The following is an 18383-nucleotide window of genomic DNA, read 5'->3' as shown; positions in this document are numbered from 1 at the left end:
ACCTTGAAGGGTGCGGCATTGTTCGTTGCAGCGCCCGGATCAGCTCAGCGCGTCACGGGTATGCACGCCGTCGACCAGGCGTTGAATGCCCAGCGGGTTGGCGTTCTGCAGCGCCTCCGGCAGTACCTCATCCGGGTAGTTCTGGTAGCACACCGGACGCAGGAAGCGGTGGATCGCCAGGGTGCCGACCGAAGTGCCGCGAGCGTCGGACGTCGCCGGGTACGGGCCGCCATGGACCATGGCGTCGCAGACTTCCACGCCGGTCGGGTAGCCATTGAGCAGCACACGGCCGGCTTTGACTTCCAGCAGCGGCAGCAGGTCGCGGAAGGCGCTGAGGTCGTCACGCTCGGCGATCAGCGTCGCGGTCAGCTGGCCGTGCATGCTCTGCAGGGCACGGGTCAGCTCGGCGCTGTCGGCGACTTCGACGACGATGGTGGTCGGGCCGAAGACTTCTTCCTGCAACAGATGGTCGCCTTCGAGCAGCATGCTCACGTCGGCCTTGAACAGCTGCGGCTGCGCCTGGTTGCCGGTCTGCTCGTTGCCCGCCAGGTGGCTGACTTTTGCATGGCCTTTGAGCTGCGCGACGCCGCCGGTGTAGCTGCGCAGGGTGCCAGCGTTGAGCATGGTCTGCGCCGGCTGGCTGGCGATGGCGTCGCTGAGCCCTGCGACGAACTCACTGAACTCGGCGCTGCGAATGCCGATGACCAGGCCCGGGTTGGTGCAGAACTGGCCGCAGCCCAGCACCACGGAGCCAGCCAGCTCCTTGGCCACGGTGGCGCCACGCGCCTTCAGGGCGCCCGGCAGGACGATCACCGGGTTGACGCTGGACATCTCGGCGAACACCGGGATCGGCTGCGGACGGGCAGCCGCCATGTCGCACAGGGCGCGACCGCCTTTCAGCGAACCGGTGAAGCCCACGGCCTGGATGACCGGATGCTTGACCAGGATCTCGCCGACGCCGCCGCCGAAGATCATGTTGAACACGCCCTTGGGCATGCCGGTTTTCTCGGCCGCGCGGATCACTGCACTGGCCATGCATTCGGCGGCGGCCATGTGGCCGCTGTGCGCCTTGAACACCACCGGGCAGCCGGCAGCCAGGGCAGAGGCGGTATCGCCACCGGCGGTGGAGAAGGCCAGCGGGAAGTTGCTGGCGCCGAACACGGCGACCGGACCGACGCCGATCTGGTATTGGCGGATATCCGGGCGCGGCAGCGGCTGACGATCCGGCAGGGCGCGGTCGATGCGCGCGCCGTAGAAGTCACCACGACGCAGCACCTTGGCGAACAGACGCATCTGGCCACTTGTACGACCACGCTCGCCCTGAATGCGGGCAGCCGGCAGGGCGGTTTCGCGGGTAACGAGGGCAACGAAGTCATCACCGAGGGCATCGATCTCGTCGGCGATGGCCTCGAGAAACTCGGCACGGCGCTCAGCCGACAGGTTGCGGTAGGTCGGATAAGCGGCAGCGGCAGCCTGGGCGGCAGCGTCGACTTCTTCCGGCGTGGCCTGGATGAAGGTGTACGGCAGCGCTTCCCCGCTACTGGCGTCGATGCTCTTGAGCAGGGTGGTGCCAGCGGCGCGGCGCTCGCCACCGATGTAGTTGTGGCCAGTCAGACTCAGCATTGCGTTCTCCTGTCAGTTGAAGCGAGGACATCGCTCCGGGACGATCAATGAGCCCTCGGCGCGGCCGCCGAGGTTTCGCAACCGCCTGCGCAGTTGTAGGACGTATGATAAGTGACAACTTAACTTTTGTCCCCTCATACGAACGCGGAAGCCGAACCAAGCCGAGTTCCTTGCAGGAATCAGCGGCCCACGGGGTGCTCACGCAGAACACGACCGACACAAGGCCAGGCGGCGGGACGAGCGATGGGCGCAGCCTGGCGACTGCGCCATGACGCGAAATGGCCGGCGCCGTTCGCGCCAGGGAGAGGACTTAAGCCCCGCCGAGGAGCGGGCATGGCGGGGCAGCAGCGCTGAAGACGTGCTCAGCCGGGTTGACGGGGCTCCGGGTACCCCGGCTCATGGGCCGCTAGCGGCTGAACATGAAGGTCTCGTACTCGAGGTCATCCAGCGCCTCGTTGAGGCGGTAGAGGCCGAGCAGCACGCACAGCAGCAGCGACAGGGTGAAGCCGTAGCCGAAGAAAGTCGGGCCGAGCATTTGACTGAACAGGGTCAACGCACCGTTGGCCAGGACGAACAGCACGCAGAGTTCGAGCACGATGGCGCGCTTGTCGAGATAGAAGAACACGTTGAGCAAGGCCATGAACACCACCTGAATGCTCACGCCGATCACGTCGATGTAGAACAGCGGCAGGTAATAGAGGGAGATACCCAGCCACGACAGCAACTGCGGCGCCAGCAGAAACAGCAGCACCAGGGTCAGCCCCTGGACCTTGCAGATTTCCATCAGGCCCTGGCGAATCGCCAGGATCATCTGCTCCTTGAGCCAGCCGATGTGCTGCAGGGTTTCCCCACCACGAATCGCCTCGTAGACGCGCTCGTACCACTCGGCGAAATCGGTCTCGATGCGCACCAGGAACACCGCCATGCCGGGGATGATGGACAGGTAGGCGAGGAAGATCGGCAGGTCATAGAGGATCGATGCCCGCAACGGGCCGATCACCGCTTCGGAGGTCGAGGGGTTGAACCAGAAGATGAACTTGTCGATCCAGATGCCCAGGTTGTAGCACAGCCCGGTCAGCAGCAGGCTGACGAAAACCTGGCGGCGCTTGAGAAAATCGAACGCGACCAGGCGTTCTGCCGGGTACTCGCGCAGGATGTCGAAGAGGAAGATGAACAGCAGGCTGGAGTGGCCGATCAGCAGGCCCAGCAGCAGGCCGTCGATATTGAGGAAGCGCAGTAGATAGGCCGAGGCGACCATCAGCGAGTAGCCGAGGAACATCACCCCGAGGATGCGGTTGTAGGCCTTCATCCCCGACAGGAAGATGATCACCAGCCACAGGTTGCACAGCACCACGAAGTTGGCCATCACCAGCAGGCGGTAGGAAAACGGCTGATCGAACAGCAGCCCCAGCACGCAGATCGCCAGCAGCCCCGAGACGATCGTCACCAGCAGCAGTATGCCCACCAGGTTGGGCAGGATCAGGTCCAGGCGTTTCTCGAACAACCGGTCGGAGACGAAGCGGGTGAAGAACAGCTGCAGCCCGCCGGTGAGAATCAGCGACGTGGCCATCAGGTAGGTGACGGTGACCAGGAACTGGCCGATCAGCGTTTCCGGTAGCACCGCCCCCAGGCTCAACACGCCGATGAGCATCACGCTGATGATCGATAATACCCAAGGGCCGGAACTGATCAGGCCGGCATACAGATAGGCGCGCATCGTCGAGGTGTAGGAGTCCTTGGACAGGATCTTCCTCAGTTCAAAGCCAATACCCGCCATTACGCGCTCTCCGTGCCTTCGCGATACAGCTCGCGATAGCGCGCGAGCATCAGTTCTTCGGTGTAGTAACGCCGCACACGCTCCAGGCCGACGGCCTGGGCAGCCTTCCAGCGCTCCGGATTGCGCAACAGCGAGAGGATGGCGCGCGAGGTGGCCTGAGGGTCGGCGATGGCCACCACCTCCCCTGCCGTACCGAGCTGGCGATCCTCCGGCGTGGAGCCTTCGACCAGCTCGCGGCACGAGCCGACATCACTGGTCACCACCGGCGTGCCGGCGGCCCAGGCTTCGAGCACCACCAGCGGCTGCGCCTCGCTGATCGAGGTCAGCACCATGACGCCCAGTTGCGGCACGACTTCGCGCACCTGGCGGAAGCCGAGAAAGCGCACCTTGTCCTGCAGCCCCAGGCTGGCCACCAGGCTGTGGCACTCGGCGGCGTAATCCGGATCCTCTTCCTCCGGGCCGACGATCCAGCCTTCGGCTTCGGGCATGACGCTGACCACGCCACGAATCGCGCGGATGAAGGTTTTGACGTCCTTGATCGGCACTACACGCCCGACCAGACCGGCCACCGGCGGCACGCCCTCAGGACGGCTGAGCAGCGCCTGATCCCAACTGGCCAGATCGATACCGTTGGGGATGACTCGCGTACGCGCCTCGGGAGCGCCATCGAGAACCTGACGCCGCCTGTTGCCCTCGTACAGCGCGATGATGGAGTTCGCCGATCGATAGGTGATCAGCCCGATGCGCTCGAAGAAACGGATCCACAGCCTGCGGATATAGCTGACCTCCGCATCGAGGCCGGTGCTCAGGCGCTCGTCGGGGCTTTCGGCGATCCAGCCCGCCTGGGCCAGATCGATCTTGCGCTCCTTGGTGTAGATGCCATGCTCGCTGAGCAGGTAGTAGCAGTCCCAGCGGCGCTGCAGGACGCTGCCGATCATGCCGGCATACCCCGTGGAGATGGAGTGCAGCATGCGCGCGCGCGGGAGCGTTCTGGAGACTTCCGCCAGCATGAACAGCGGCGCCTGCATGGAGCGCAGCGTCCAGAAATAATTGACGAATGACGGATCGGCGCAGTGCTGGGTATAGCCCTCGACGATGGCATCCCAGCTGGCGCGGCTCTGCAGGAAGGCCTCGCGGCCGATACGACCGGCTGCCAGGGTGTCCACGAAGGCCTTGCCCTGCTCCTCGCTGGGTTCCTCCGGATTGTGCAGGAAGCGGTGCACATCCAGCATCAGCTCGGCCAACTCCGGGCTGGAACGGGTACTGGTGGTGGGGATCTCGCTCCAGGCGTCCTCGAGAAAGTGCTCCTGAATGTGCACCACGTTGTCGGGGATGGCGTAGTGGCGCTTGCCGTAGGCCTCCTTCTGGCCACCGATGAACAACACCGAGAAGGTCAGCTCGGGCAGCCCCAGGATCAGCTGGTTGATCCAGCTCGACACGCCCCCGCGCACGTAGGGCCAGGTTCCTTCGAGCAACAGGCAGACATCGACGCTCTGCACGTCGGGAACAGCGGATCTTTCACTCATAACCAGTATCTAGCCAATGCCGCGAAGGGGGGACGTTGCAACAGCTCGGCCGGCATCGTGGCCAGCATTTGCGCAACTTCGTCATAGCGTTGGCGCAGAAACGCGATTTCGGCGCGATAGGGCGCCAGCTGCATCGCATCCATCCCGCTCTGCGCGGACCGATCGAACTGCGCCAACGCTTCATCGAGGTTGCCCTGCTCCATGGCGATACGCCCGGCGAGCAGGTGCAGTTCACCACCCGGGTTGCCCAGCAGCGCGGCCGTGACATGGCTCCAGGCCTGCTGCAGCACGTGATCCAGAACGCTGCCCTGGGCCAGGCCGACGTATGCCAGCTCCCAGTACCAGCGCGCCAGCTCGCCATGCAGGGCGATCTTGCGGTCCGTGCTGGCGCTGTCCATGCTCGCCAGGGCGTGCTCGATACGCTGGTTGATTCGACTTTCACGCTGATCGAGCATCGAGTAGGCGAGCAGACGCACGTCATCGGATGGATCACGCAGCGCCAGTTTCAGAATCGGAATGGCTTCCTTGCTGCGCATGCGGCGTGTCGCGAAGATCGCCGTCAAGCGCTGATCGGGGTCACGTGCATGACGCAGCACGTCCTGCAGGCCACCATCGCTGAACATCAACTCCTGCTTGCGCTCGCGCGGCTTGAAAGGCAGCTCGGGAACGGCGGTGGCCTCCCAGGGCTGCACCTTGCGCTTGCGCGGCAGGTAGAGCGCGGGAAACAGCGCCAGCGCCACGCCGATCATGCCGATCAGGGGGATGAAGAACGAGACGCTGAAGATGAACAGCGGGCTCCAGGGGAACGGGTAACGATAGCGACGCGGCAGTAGCAGCCAGATGCCGGCAGCCAGCATGGCGCTGCCCAGGCCATGCGCGGAAGCGTAGAGCAACGCGGCCTGATGCACGGGAAGATCGCTGACGGCACTGGCCCAACTGCCGATCTCGAGCAGCGCGGCCCCGCTAAACAGCCACTTGCTGATCATTCAATGCGCACTCGTTGAAAAGGAAATGTCTCAACGCATCGCGCTCATCACCGCCCTCGAACAGGAACTGATGGGTCTGTACACCCAGCGATTCCAGCTCCCGGCCCTGGCCGAAGCGCTCGGCGAAAAGTTGCCGCAGACGCACCAGGTAACCCAGCGCACCCTCACCCGAGGTCAGCGGCAGCAGCACCAGCACCAGACGGTGACCGCGCCCGTTGATCGCCTTGAGCTGTACGTCGAGACCGCGCTGGCTGCCCTCCAGGAGGCGCTGAATCTCTTCGCCGTTTTCCTCGGACAGTTCGAATGCGAACAGGCTGGCCGGCAGATCGTGGTCCCGCGCGTCGCTGAGCGAGCGCTTGAGCAGTTGCGAGTAGTGCTGGGCATCGGCATCCGGCAGTTGCAGGGCCTGGGCATCGCTCATCAGCAGATCGGCGATATGCCCGGCGAGAATCGCCAGCAGGCTGAAGCTGCGTTCGTGGAACATGAAGAACGGCATCTGCTGAATCGCCAGAACCGCCAGGATGCGGTCTTCGGTATCGATCAGCGGCACGCAGACCTGCAACGCGGAATGACGGCCGCCCTCGCCACGCGCCAGTACCTCGGAACGCACACTGACCAGCTCACCGCGCTGCAGGCACTGCCGCAGGAGCACATCGTCGCGGTTCAGCTCGCCCATCTCGCCAAGCGTGGCAAGCGGTTGCAGCTCGACCTGCTCGTTGTCCAACACCCGGTAGAGCCCTGCAACCCGCAGCGAGCCGTATTGCGCAAGCAGCGAGATGACCGTGTCGGCCAGGGTCCTGAGGGCATCACGATCACCCGGCAAAGCCCGCAGCTGTTCGCGCAGGCTGAGCAGGGAGCTGCGCAGACTCTGGTCGTTGCCCGCCACGCGCTGCTCCAGGCGATCATGGGAAATACGCAGGATGTGATGAGAGCGGGTGAACTCGTCGAGGCGCAGCTGGCGGTACTCGTTGGCCAGGCTGAGGCGCTCGAGACGACGCTCCCAGATGTCGCGGAACTCGCCTACCAGCATGCTGCACAGCAGCATCCCCACGATGAAGGAGGCCGGAGTATCCAGATAGATTTCGCGCCCGGCCAAGCGAAACACGAACAGCGCTGCGATGAACAACGCCGCACTGAACAGCCCTTGCAGGAATCCATAGCGAACGCCGAGCAGTATCGGTACGAGAATCATCCAGGGAAACGACGCCGCCACGAGCAACGGATCGTCCGGCGATAGCCAGTAGCCGAAACCCAGGGCGAGCAGCGTCAGCAGGCAGGTTTCCCACCAGGAAACGCGGCCACTGGCCCTCGGCGCAAGTATGAAATCCTTGTGGGCAGACTGCATCGTCATCACTCGAAGTCGAGGTTACCGACCAGCTCACGCAGTACCTTCTGCGCCGCCCCCGCCAGGCTCTCGCGCGACCAGCCCGCACGTGCGCCGCTCGAACTCCAGAGTACGCGCCCGGTGGCCGGCTCCAGCACCTGCAGGCTGAGGCCTACGGCTGGCTCGCCATCGAGGCCATTCTTGTACTGCCACTCCTCGACGCTGCCGGTGATCACGTAAGCCAGACGTTGCTGGCGCGCCCAGTCCAGGGCCTGGATCTGGCGTTCACGGTCGTCCTGCAGCAGCAGGTCCTGCCGCGGCGGCTGCGGATACATCAGCGGCCGCACGCCCTCTTCAGCCAGAATGCTGATCAGAATCTGCTCGGCGCGCTCACCGGCCTGCGGGGCCTGGGCGTAATTGACCAGCGGCGCCACGCCCCAGGAGGCGTTACGCGGCAGCGTCTGACCACTTTCGCGGGTGAAGCTCGAGCACCCGGTCGCGAGTGCTGCAATGACCACCAGGGTCAGGCAACGGATGATTTGCATCGTCATTCCTCCTTTGAGAATCCTTGCTTAGCGCCCGAAGCGGGTGCTGTAGGTAATGCCCATGGACCCGCCGGCATCACCCTCTCCACCACGCGGGGCGGATTGATAGCCGAGGGTCACCGCCAACTCGTCATCGCCGAACAGCTCTACGCCAACGCCCAGGTTGATACCGTAGTTGAACTGCTTTTCCGTCCACTGCCAGCCGGCAATGGTGTCGACCATCCAGGTGAACTGCGGACGGGTTCGATTCAGGGCGCCGGGGAAACCACGGCGCCAGGTGCTGGCGACATACACCTGGCCGTAACGGTCCTGCATCAGCTCCTCGCCCAGAATCGTCGCGCCCGGCGTGGTGTCGAAGGGTATGTAGGGGCCTCCGTTGGCACTCAGCAGCTCGCTGGGTACCTCGCTCTCGACGCTGTTCTTCTGGTAATCGAGGCCGGTGCGCAGCAGCCAGGAGGGATCATCGAAGAACAACATGTGCCCCCACTCGAGGGACACCGCATTACCCGTGCCGAGCGCATCGCCGCCTCTCGAGTTGTAGCGGCTGTGGGTGATCGACCAGCTCAGCTGGTCACGCGCGGAAAAGCCGTGCTGACCTCTCAGGCCCAGGCCGTCACGCATACCCAGCGCGCGCAACAGCCCGGTGTCATCGGCCAGCCTGTGCCAGTCCAGGGCGACGCCCAGCTCGTCGCGCGAACTCAGTCGCCAGGTCCGCTCGACGCCCAGGCCATGGCGGTCATCGTCATCGCGCAGGCTGCTGTCGAGGTACAGGCTGAGGTCGCCATCGGACAGCTCCCGGCGGGCATGCAGCTTGAGATTGCGCTCGTTGCCCATCACCGCGCTGTCCAGGTTGGCGCTGTCATAGCGCATCTGGTCGAGCTGCAGATCGGCATACCAGTCGTCGCCCAGGTTGCGCGCGACGCGCAGGCGAGGGCCGGACATATCCAGGTCGCCGAAATCCATCTTGTGCCAACCCAGCTGGATGCCCTGCGGCGAGCGCTCGAGCATGCCGGTGGTCTGGTTGAGCAATTGCTGGCGAATGGAAACCGGCTGCTCGTCGCCCTGGGCGCTGAGCGCAGTGGCCAACGCCTCGCCGTCGTGTCCCAGGCGGGCGAGTACCTCGACCTGATGGGCGACGTCCAGGCTGCCGCGCTGCAGGAGACGCTGCATCTGCTCGCGATTGTCGCTGCGTAGCGCCTGCTGGATCTGATCGTAGTTGCCGGGTTCGAGGCCGCGCGCCGCGCCCCAGGCCAGCCAGTCGTCCTTGAGCGCCGCCTGGTTGCCAGCATCCAGCCGCTCGAGAAAATGTTCGAACCAGAGCTGCAGTGTCGCCTGTTCGCCGTTCCACAACTGCCTGGCTTGCGACAGGGAGACCAGCGAGCCCTGGCTGCCGGCGAGCAGGCGCAGGTACATGGCATAACCTTCCGGCGTCGCGATGATCCGCGCGCGGTCCATGTCCTTGAGCAACTGGCGACGCAGGCGCCAGGCCAGATCGGCATAACCGGCCGCCTCGGCGGCATCGGCGTAGGCGGCCAACGCCAGGCGATCGGCTGGATTGGACTTGAGGTACTGGCGGAACCAGAGCAAGGCCTCATGCGTGTTGTTGAGCATCATGTGGCCGGTGGCATAGGGCAGCCACAGGCGACTGTCGGCAACGGCGCGTGAGCGCCATTGCGGCAGCAGCGCTGCAAGGACATCGCGCTGGGCGTTGTCGATGTAGAACCAGAGCATGCGCTGACGCACCAGGTTGTCTTCCGGGAACTGAGCCAGGGCCTGCTTGTAGAAGTGGTTGGCCTGCTCGTACTGCCCATCCTCGGCAGCCAGCGCCGCACGAGCGAGCCAGTATTGCGAACTGCCACGCCCCGCCGGCGACTGCTCGGCCTCGGCCAGCAGCGCTCTGAGCGTGTCCCAGTCGCGCAAGGTCTCGGCCAGCTGCAATGCCACGGTCAGCCGCGCCACCCTGCCGGTGCGGCGCCAGCTGTCCACCAGCACCTGCAGCGCACGGCGCGGCTCCTTGTCCCAGTAGATGCGGATCAGACGGTCCTCATCGTCCCGGCCCAGCGGCACGTCGAGGCTGACCAGGCGCTCGTAGGCCTCGCGCACATCGGCATCCCGCTCGAGCTTCCACGCCAGGTCGGCACGCAGTTGCCAGTACTCCGGGTCATCCACCGCGGCCGCGTCCATGGCAGTCAGCACCGTCCAGGCCCGCTCCGCCTGGAAGAGGTTCCAATGCACCCTGGCCCAGCGGATGCGATCTTTCGTGGTCAGGCTCGTGCGCTCGGCCATGCTGGCCCAGAGCTCGGCTTCCTTGTCGAGCTGCTGAGTGTTCTCCAGCAGCATGCGCAGGCGCTTGCGGGCGAACAGATGGTTGGGATAGCGCTGCAGGTAAGCGCGCAGCCAGGACTCCGCGTCCTCGGGGGTGCCGCGAACTTCATGGCTGTACACCAGCGTATCCACTTCCTGATCCGTCATCTGCCGCTGGCGGTCGATGGCCGAAAGCGTGCTGACCACCTGATCGAAGTCGAACAATTGCAGCGCATAACGCCAGACGCGCTCGCGCATCGCCGGGTCCTCTCGATGCGCCAGCATCTGCACCCAGTAGTTCAATGCCTGCTGGGTGTGCCCGGTCCATTCTGCCAGGCGCGCCAGTTCGGCCATCAGCTCGAAATCGTCGGGCGTCTGCGCCAGCAGCTCCGGCCCGATCTGCCAGGCACGATCGATCGCGCCGGACGCCAGGCTGAGGCGAAAATCGGCATTGAGCGCCCGATGGTCATCGGCCTTCAGGCTCAACCAGCGCTGAATGAACAGGTCGGCGAGGTCGAAGCGCTGCGCCGCCTGAGCGGCATCCACACCCTCGGCGAGCCAATCCAGCGATTCCTGCTCGGCGTCCAGCTCGCCGAGATGCTGCACCAGCAGTTCGGCGGCCTGCTCGGAGTGGTCCGCAGCGCGCAAGGCGTTGAACGCCTCACGCAGGTGCTCGGCGCGCTTGCGAGCGTCGGGTTCTTCAGCAGCCAACTGCAGGTAAAGCTGCGCGGCGCCGCTTTGATCGTTGTTCGCCAGGCTCCACAATGCGGCCTCGCCAAGCCAGTGCGTACGCCGCGCGGTATCGCGTTCGGCAAGGGCCCTGTAAGACGTCACCGCTACATCCAGGCCGCCGATTTCCAATGCGTAGCGCGCAATACGCTCCAGCTTGCCATTGTCCATGTCGGCGATCTGCAGCGCGCGCAACGCCTCGATCAGTTGCGCCCGTCGCTCTTCGCCAATCCCCTCGGGGTCGGCCTGGGCCCTGAGAATATCCAGCATCGCGGCATAGAACGGCGTGACGGTCAGCAGGCGGCCCTGCAGCTGCTCCAGATACTCGCGCGCACGCTTGAAGTCACCGACCTGAATCAACTGATCGATCAACCTCAGGCGTAGCTGATCGTCTTCAGGGTGGGCCTTGATCAGCAACTCCGTATAGCTGATGGCCACCGCGTCGGGGGGCGAGTCGTCAGAAGGGAGGAATACGTCCTCGCTCTTGTAGGAAAGAGCCAGCAGCGCCACCACGAAGAGCGCGACGAGTACGATCATCCAGGGGTTGAGCAGGCGCGTCTGGCGCTCGCGCTTACTGGTTGCAGATAAGCTTTCCATCTCTCACCCGCTTCATTGGCAATTCGAAGTGCCAGAGACCCTTGTCAGCCTTCGCCTGAAAGCGACTCCCACCCACCTGTACCTGACACGCCTTGCCCGAACGCACGCTGAATGCCAGCGGGAATTCTCCCTCGAAGGAAAACGTGACGTTTCCGTCATCGCTGTAGCGCCACGCCGTCAGCGGGATATTGGCCTCCTCCAGGGCAGGACGCGGATCGCGCGTTTCGCGCAGCGCCAGCACCGCCTCGGGCCCACTGAGGTGTACGTAACGCCCCTGCGGCAGGTCGCGCACACCGGCGACCCCCACGGAACGCGACAGATCGGGCCACCCCAGAGCCGGGTCGAGACGCAGCGTACGCATGCCCACCAGCCCCTTGATCGACCAGGCACCATCGCTACGCCTGGCCAGGCTCGCTCTGTAGAGGCCCTCTACGCGCTTGATGTAATCGCTCATCCACAACGACAGCGGCTGGCTGTCGACCATGGCCTGGTAGGTCTGCTTCATCACCCGGATGGAGGCCTGCTTGGTCCCCGAGTAGAAGTGGTAATACAGGTGAAAGCCACGCAGGCGGCGCGGGCTGTCCGTCAGCGCGAAGGTTTCCTGCACGCCGCGGAAGCCGTAGTAGGGGCCTGTCCAGAGATTGGTGTAGACGTTCTCGTTGATCACCGGCGCGTAGAAATGCAGGCCTCCCGCGGTCGGGCGAATCAATGGATAGAGCCCGGTGAGAGAGGGGTAGGCGTTGGTCAGAACCGTATTACCGCCGTTGACGTTGGGCAGACCGCTGTCATACGCCAGCTTGATGGTCTCGGCACTGGGCATGGCATCACCCGACCAGAAGATCATCTTCACCGGCTTTTCCGGAGTGGTCAGGCGCTGATTGATGTAGTCGCGCGTGCCCACGACCTCGCGCTGCATATCCAGCGTCTTGTAGCCCGGAATGGCCATCATGTAGCCGTACTGCGCCTCGAAATCCTCACGTTGCGACGACTTCTCCGGCTGCCAGAAAAAGGGGTGACTGTAGGTGTGGCTGGCCACCTCGACCTTCGGGTCGGCGAAGATCTTGCGGGCGATCGGCTCCAGCTCGCGAGCCAGGTGCGGATACATGCCCTTGGGGCCGACCTCGCCCTCGATCACCGATACCGAAGTCAGCAACGGATAGGGGGTGATGAAATCATCCAGTACCTGAATGCCGGAGTAAGGCGTACCGGTGACCTCGGCGCGCGACACGAAACCGTCGCCATCGAGGTGCACGGTGGCGATGCGCCGGCCGTTCTCCGTCGTGGTATCAGGCCTCGGCAGCGGGGGCAAGGCAAAGGCGCGCTGGAGGAAAGCGAAGGGGTCGACGATCCAGCGACGGTGATCCATTCCCTCTTCGAACACATAGGGCGTCAGCGCGAAGCCGCCCCAGGTGCCGGTCGCAACGGGCACGTAGCGCTTCTCGCCACCGCGAATGACCACAGCTGCCTGGGTGGTTTGCGGGTTGATGACGGTCAGCGCCGGCAGCTCGCGGGTACGCAAGCGCATGGGCGCCTCGAACCCACCAATCAGCGCCGCGTCATGCGACTCCAGCACGGCGTCATCGGTAACGGGCTGCGACAGGGTACGAATGCCCAGACGGCTGAGCAGGCTGTCGTTGTCCACCGGCAGACCGGAGAAGAATGCCAACGGAACCTGCTCATCGAGTCGCTTGTTCAGCCAGGCCTCGAAGATGTCGCGCTTTTCCGGGGCGCCACTGGTCATCCACACCACGACGCCGGCATACAGCCCCTTGAGCGAGCGCTGCGGCAGCGAAGCATCAGCCGGCCAGTAGTCGACGCGATAGCCAAGATACTCGAGCAGCCCGCCGAGATAGATATGGCCGGGATTGTCTTCCAACTCGCCTTCGCGGGGGTCGTAGACCAAACCGATGCGGCGAGGCTGAACCTCGATGGAGCTCATCCCCAGCGCGTTCAGTGCAGGCGATGTGATGTAGGGAATGAAGCCCTCGCGAACCAGACGAGCAGCAAGCTCGCGGGACTCCTCGCGCTGTTCGGGAGGCAGGTACTCTATCGCCACGACCGGGATGCCTTGTGACCTTGCGGCGTCCAGATGTGGCAACAACCAGTCGCGATCGCCCTGCGGCACCTGGCGGTAACCGCCACTCGCAGCGTCCCATCCGGCATACAGGGACTCTACGGCTACCGCGGCAGCGACGCCGGGCAGCTCAGGCAGAACATCGAAACCGCGGTTGAAGAACAGCTTGAGCGCAGGCTCGCGGCGGTGCATCTGCTGCAGCAGACTCTTCAATGCCAGGCGCTGCGGCTCCTGGGATTCCCTGGGCTGAAGATGGAAGCTGTCCAGCGTATCGAGAAAGACGCCGTCATAACCCTGCGCTTTCAGAGCGCTGGCTCGGCCAAGGAGATAGTCGCGCCAGGCAGGGGCGGCGAGGTCCATGACCTGACTGTTCCAGGCGCTGTTTCTGATGGTGCTGGCGGCATCCTGCAAGCCAGCGGCAGGGAGGTCGCCATCATATTCACCGACCGACAGGTAAGCGAAAACGGTACTGCCCTGAGCCTTTAGATAGGCGAGGTCGGACGGGGAGACATGCCCGGGCTCGACGACCACCCACTCGAACTGCGAAAGCTCGGGCAGCGGCGGCTCGTCGGCGTACCAGAAAGCCACATTGGAGGGGCGGGCAAGTGCCGTACTAGCGAAAAGCGCAACGGCCAGACTGAAAAGTCCGGCTATTCCCTTTGAGAATTTCAACTGATCAACCCGCTGAACTGGAAAGCGCTTGTACGCCTACATCTCACAGAAACCTCTGGCGAGGCATCCCCCCAGTCACGTATTGCACGATAGTCAGGTCCGAGACATTGCGCACAATCGCGACGCTTATATGTGCCGCCATTGATACCAGTACGGCAAACATAATGTCAATTTTCTGATACAAATCTCAGACTGCCGGCATAATCAAAACATAAAAGTCAAATAAATGGCATTTTATCTGAAATCAGCCTGCCTCGATAATGGCTATTTAGCATCACTGAAAGTGGCATTCATGTCAAATAACCGACATACCTCCTGTCTGCCAGGACGAGCCAGAAACAAGACTGACGGAATCACGCCCTGAACCGTCAAACCGGCGCGCTAGAGCGCATCGAGGCACGCTGGGCGAACGCCTGCTGGAAGGCTGCCAGGCGAGGATGTGCAGCGCGCCAGTCGAGATCGGCGAAACGGAAATCCAGATAACCCAAGGCGCAGGCCACGCCAATTTGCGCCATGTCCACGGGCCCTTGCAGTCGCTCGGCCTGACGTTCCAGCTCAGCCAGGGCGCGCTTGACCTTGCCCAGCTGGCCGTCGAGCCAGGCCTGGGATTGCTGCTCGGGCTGGCGCGCGGCCTTTTCGTAGCGCGCCAGCACGGCGGCGTCCATCAGCCCGTCGGCCAGCGCCACCAGACGCAGCACCGACCAGCGCGCGGCGTCCTGCGGCAGCAGGCGCGGGCCGTCGTGCAGGGTGTCGAGGTACTCGCAGATCACCCGGCTGTCGTACAGCGCCTCGCTGTCATCGGTCAGCAGCACCGGAATCTTGCCCAGCGGATTGAGGGCATTGACTCGCTCGTTCAGCGTGGTTGGCAGCACGGCGGTATCAAGCAGTTCGATTCGTTCCAGCAGGCCGGTTTCTGCGGCCAGCACGCGAACCTTGCGGGCGAAGGGTGAGGCAGCGGCGTAGATCAGTTGCATGCGCATGTTCCTGTGGCGTGTTGTGAGAGGACCGGCCGAAGCCTTAGGCTTGTGCGCACCTCAACCGGCGTGAATGTCCTATGGTCATCGAGAAAAAGATCAACACGGCGTCCGTGAACCTGAAATCGCTGGACCCGCTCGACCATAGCCTCGAGTTGCTGCATTTCGGCTTCCGCGGCCTGACGGTGGCGGCCGACCGCTTTCTCGAAGCACGCGGGCTGTCCCGCGTGCATCATCGCATTCTGTATGTGATCGCCCGCGCCGAGGCAATCAGCATCGGCGAACTGGCCACCACCCTGGGCATCAGCAACCAGGCGCTGCATCGCCCGCTGTCGCACCTGTTCGAACAGGCGCTGGTGCAATACACCCGCGAACCGGGCCGGCATCGTTTCAAGCTGCTGGCACTGAGCGCGGCGGGCGCGGCGCTGGAAGCCGAGGCCACCGAGCTGGAACGACAAACCCTGCGCGAGGCGCTGGCCAGCACCGACGCCGATGGCCAGGAGGCCTGGCGCCGAGTGATGCAGGCACTGGCCGAGCAGCTCAACTGAGAGCCATCAGGTGATGCGCTCGCGCACCACGATGCACTTGGTCAGCGGCTGAATCAGCGCCTGCGGCGCGTCCTCCCAACCCACCACCTGCGGCTCGACCAGCAGCGGATCGCAATAGCCGCTGTGCACCAGATCAAGCACCTTGGGGATATGCCGCTGCACGCTGCAGGCGCCGACCGAGAAGGTGACGTCGCGCAGGTACATGTCGAACAGCGGAATCTTCGGATCGTCGAAGATGATACCGATGCACGAGCAATGCCCGCCGGGCGCCAACGCCAGCAACCCCCTTCGCAGCGCCTGATGATCGCGGGTAGCGGAGATCACCAGGTCATAGCTGCGGTCGAGATCGCGCCCCATCAGATCGACACCGGCGCCACTGCGCGCGGCAAGCTGCTGGCGCAGTGGATGCTCGTCGAGATAGTCCACGCTGGCCGCCCCGGCGGCCCGCGCCATCTGCACGGCAAGCACGCCAAGGCTCTCCGTACCACCGACCACCAGCACACGGGCATCCTGCCGTGTGGCCAGCGGCCGGCTGGCGGCCACCCAGGCATCGGTGAGGTTGTCGCTGGCGCTGGCAACCGCCAGCGGGTCGAGCCCGGCAGGCAAGGGCACCAGCATGGCGTCGGCGAACGGCACCAGTGCCTGCTCGGAGAACAGCCCACCCCAATGCCCGCCCGCCGGTACGCCATAGCAGGCCATGCGCGGTACCGTGGTGCACGCGCTGGAACGTCCGGCCAGGCACTGGGCACAGGCGCCGCAGGCGATCTTCCAGGGCACCGACACCAGATCGCCACGGTGCAGGTTGCGCACCGCTGAGCCCACTTCCAGCACCTCGGCCACGCATTCGTGGCCCAGCGCAAAGGGCGGCTTGAACGGCGTGGTGCCGGCGATCAGACGACGATCTAGATCACAGGAGGCCGAGGCGATGGGCCTGACCAGCGCACTGGCCGGAGTCGTAAGTTGTGGTTCAGGCGCCTCGACCCAAGCCAGTTGGCCGGGGCCCTGAACGATAAGTTCCTTCATGCCTAGGCCACTCCGATGACAAAGGTGGTGGTGGCCTTGGCGCACAGCTTGCCCTGCGCATCGACGATCTGCGCATCGCAGATCGCCAGACTGCGGGTACGCTCGACCACCCAGCCGCGCACCTGATAGACCTCGCCGGGGCGCAACGGGCGCACGTACTTGACGTTGAGATCCACCGTCGAGTGCGGCACGTCCGCCTCCAGGATGGAGAACAACGCCAGCGCCGCGGCGCCATCCAGGCAGGTAGCCGCGAAGCCGCCATGCACGGCCCCGGCCGGGTTCAGGTGCCGCTGGTCCGGGCGCCCCTCCAGGGTGATGCTACCCGCCTGCACCTGCACCGCCTTGATACCCATGGTCTCGCCGATGGAGGGCGCCGGCAGCTCGCCGCGAATCAATGCTTGCAGGGCCTGCAGGCCGGAGGTCGCGGGCAGCAAAGCGAAATCGTTCATGGCGCAATTCCTCGAACAGTGGGCCTGACGCAGGCATTGCCTGCGCCGATGCGGGACTGCTTCTACGGTAGTGCCTGACCGGCAATCACATCAACACTATTGAAATGACAAACGACGGGGCATTTCAGACAGCGCGTCATCTGCCACCAAAGTCGCAACGACCGATTGCCGCCGAGTCTCGTGGATGCGGCACAATCGCCTATCGCTGGATAAGGACAGGCCCATGCTGATCGATGAAGAACTGACCCTGAAAAAGCTGGAGGTCTTTCTCGCCTTCATGCGCAGCGGCAATCTGGCGCGTGCCGCCAGCGAGCTGCAGACCAGCAATGTCAGCGTGCACCGCGCCATCCATTCGCTGGAAAGCGCGCTGCGCTGCCCGCTGTTCAAGCACGAGGGGCGCAATCTGATTCCGCTGGAGAGCGCCTATATGCTGGAGGAAAAGGCGCAAAAGCTGATCCAGGACGCCCAGGAAATGGTGCGCCTGACCCGCGAGGCGGCGGGCTTCGGCGCCGAGCGTTTCAAGCTCGGCGCGCTCTACTCGCTGACGGTGAAGACCGTGCCGCAGCTGATCATGGGCCTGAAGCTGCGGCGTAGCGAGCTGAACATCGACCTGGTGCTCGGCTCCAACGTCGACCTGCTGTACAAGCTGAAGAACATGGAACTGGACGCCATCCTCATCGCCCTTGACGACAGCGTCAGCGACCCGGATTGCGAGCAACTGCCGCTGTTCTCCGACGACATTTTCCTCGCCGCGCCCAACGATTCGCCATTTGCCGATCACACCGAGGTGGACCTGGCCGACCTGCGCGACCAAACCTTCATCACCCTGACTCAAGGCTACGCCACCTTCCGCGATGGCGAGCGGGTGTTCCAGCAGGCCGGCTTCGAACCCAAGGTGGCGATGCAGGTGAAGGACATCTTCACCCTGCTCAGCATGGTCAGCTCCGGCGTCGGCTACGCCCTGCTGCCGGGGCGCGTGGCGGCGGTGTACGAGAACCGGGTGAAGCTGATTCCGCTGCAGGCCAAGTACCACTTGCAGCAGCATATCGGCGTGGTGTTCCTCAAGGCCAAGGAGCGCGACCCGAACCTCTTGGCACTGCTGGCCGAGTGCCGGATGTACAGCCGGCAGGCGTAGAGGACGCCACGTACCTAGGCAGACGGTCCCTGGTGCGCACGGCGCACCCTACTGTCCGCCGACTTCCGCCAAGTGTGCACACCGGGACAAACGGGTG

Annotated in this window: 13 protein-coding genes; 2 read left to right on the top strand and 11 right to left on the bottom strand. The window is 64.3% G+C overall.

Going from position 1 to position 18383, the window contains the following annotated elements; genetic code table 11:
* Window positions 1-39 precede the first annotated feature (39 nt).
* The 9 genes from BLS61_RS21390 to BLS61_RS21350 form a co-directional block, all read right to left on the bottom strand.
* Complete coding sequence (locus BLS61_RS21390) at window positions 40-1623, bottom strand: aldehyde dehydrogenase (NADP(+)) (protein ID WP_090434426.1); 1584 nt, start codon at window positions 1621-1623, stop codon at window positions 40-42.
* Between the two features lie 406 nt (window positions 1624-2029).
* Entirely contained in the window at window positions 2030-3400 is a 1371-nt protein-coding gene (gene pelG, locus BLS61_RS21385; protein ID WP_090434423.1) for an exopolysaccharide Pel transporter PelG, read from the bottom strand.
* Complete coding sequence (gene pelF, locus BLS61_RS21380; RefSeq protein WP_090434420.1) at window positions 3400-4926, bottom strand: GT4 family glycosyltransferase PelF; 1527 nt, start codon at window positions 4924-4926, stop codon at window positions 3400-3402. Before pelF ends, pelG begins: the two co-directional genes overlap by 1 nt.
* On the bottom strand, window positions 4923-5912 hold the full coding sequence (locus BLS61_RS21375) for a tetratricopeptide repeat protein (protein WP_090434417.1): 990 nt from the start codon (window positions 5910-5912) through the stop codon (window positions 4923-4925). Before BLS61_RS21375 ends, pelF begins: the two co-directional genes overlap by 4 nt.
* Window positions 5890-7257, bottom strand: a complete 1368-nt coding sequence (locus BLS61_RS21370) for a PelD GGDEF domain-containing protein (RefSeq protein ID WP_090434414.1) — start codon at window positions 7255-7257, stop codon at window positions 5890-5892. Before BLS61_RS21370 ends, BLS61_RS21375 begins: the two co-directional genes overlap by 23 nt.
* 5 nt (window positions 7258-7262) lie before the next feature.
* A complete protein-coding gene (locus BLS61_RS21365; RefSeq protein ID WP_090434411.1) occupies window positions 7263-7781 on the bottom strand; it encodes a penicillin-binding protein activator LpoB in 519 nt (172 codons plus the stop codon).
* A gap of 27 nt (window positions 7782-7808) precedes the next feature.
* Window positions 7809-11411: a tetratricopeptide repeat protein gene (locus tag BLS61_RS21360; RefSeq protein ID WP_167358766.1), complete on the bottom strand. Its 3603-nt coding sequence runs from the start codon at window positions 11409-11411 to the stop codon at window positions 7809-7811.
* Window positions 11386-14157 carry a bifunctional glycoside hydrolase/polysaccharide deacetylase family protein gene (locus tag BLS61_RS21355; RefSeq protein ID WP_244157990.1) on the bottom strand — a complete coding sequence of 924 codons (2772 nt, stop codon included), beginning with the start codon at window positions 14155-14157 and terminating at the stop codon, window positions 11386-11388. The genes BLS61_RS21360 and BLS61_RS21355 overlap by 26 nt, the downstream gene beginning before the upstream one ends.
* Before the next feature lie 368 nt (window positions 14158-14525).
* Window positions 14526-15131, bottom strand: a complete 606-nt coding sequence (locus BLS61_RS21350; RefSeq protein WP_090434409.1) for a glutathione S-transferase N-terminal domain-containing protein — start codon at window positions 15129-15131, stop codon at window positions 14526-14528.
* A gap of 80 nt (window positions 15132-15211) precedes the next feature.
* Here BLS61_RS21350 and BLS61_RS21345 point away from each other — a divergent pair, with 80 nt between their 5' ends.
* On the top strand, window positions 15212-15679 hold the full coding sequence (locus BLS61_RS21345; RefSeq protein ID WP_090434407.1) for a MarR family transcriptional regulator: 468 nt from the start codon (window positions 15212-15214) through the stop codon (window positions 15677-15679).
* 6 nt (window positions 15680-15685) lie between these two features.
* Here the strand turns inward: BLS61_RS21345 and BLS61_RS21340 are convergent, their stop codons facing one another.
* Both BLS61_RS21340 and BLS61_RS21335 read right to left on the bottom strand, forming a co-directional pair.
* The gene (locus BLS61_RS21340) at window positions 15686-16702 is read right to left on the bottom strand and encodes a zinc-dependent alcohol dehydrogenase (protein WP_090434404.1); all 1017 of its coding nucleotides are present in this window, start codon (window positions 16700-16702) and stop codon (window positions 15686-15688) included.
* A gap of 2 nt (window positions 16703-16704) precedes the next feature.
* Window positions 16705-17151: a PaaI family thioesterase gene (locus BLS61_RS21335; RefSeq protein ID WP_090434401.1), complete on the bottom strand. Its 447-nt coding sequence runs from the start codon at window positions 17149-17151 to the stop codon at window positions 16705-16707.
* A 223-nt stretch (window positions 17152-17374) separates the two neighbouring features.
* On the opposite strand from BLS61_RS21335, the gene BLS61_RS21330 reads away from it, so the two are divergent.
* On the top strand, window positions 17375-18286 hold the full coding sequence (locus BLS61_RS21330; protein WP_090434398.1) for a LysR family transcriptional regulator: 912 nt from the start codon (window positions 17375-17377) through the stop codon (window positions 18284-18286).
* Window positions 18287-18383 lie beyond the last annotated feature (97 nt).

Source organism: Ectopseudomonas guguanensis, from assembly GCF_900104265.1.
Classification (GTDB): domain Bacteria; phylum Pseudomonadota; class Gammaproteobacteria; order Pseudomonadales; family Pseudomonadaceae; genus Aquipseudomonas; species Aquipseudomonas guguanensis.
This window is presented reverse-complemented; position numbering and strand designations above follow the sequence as displayed.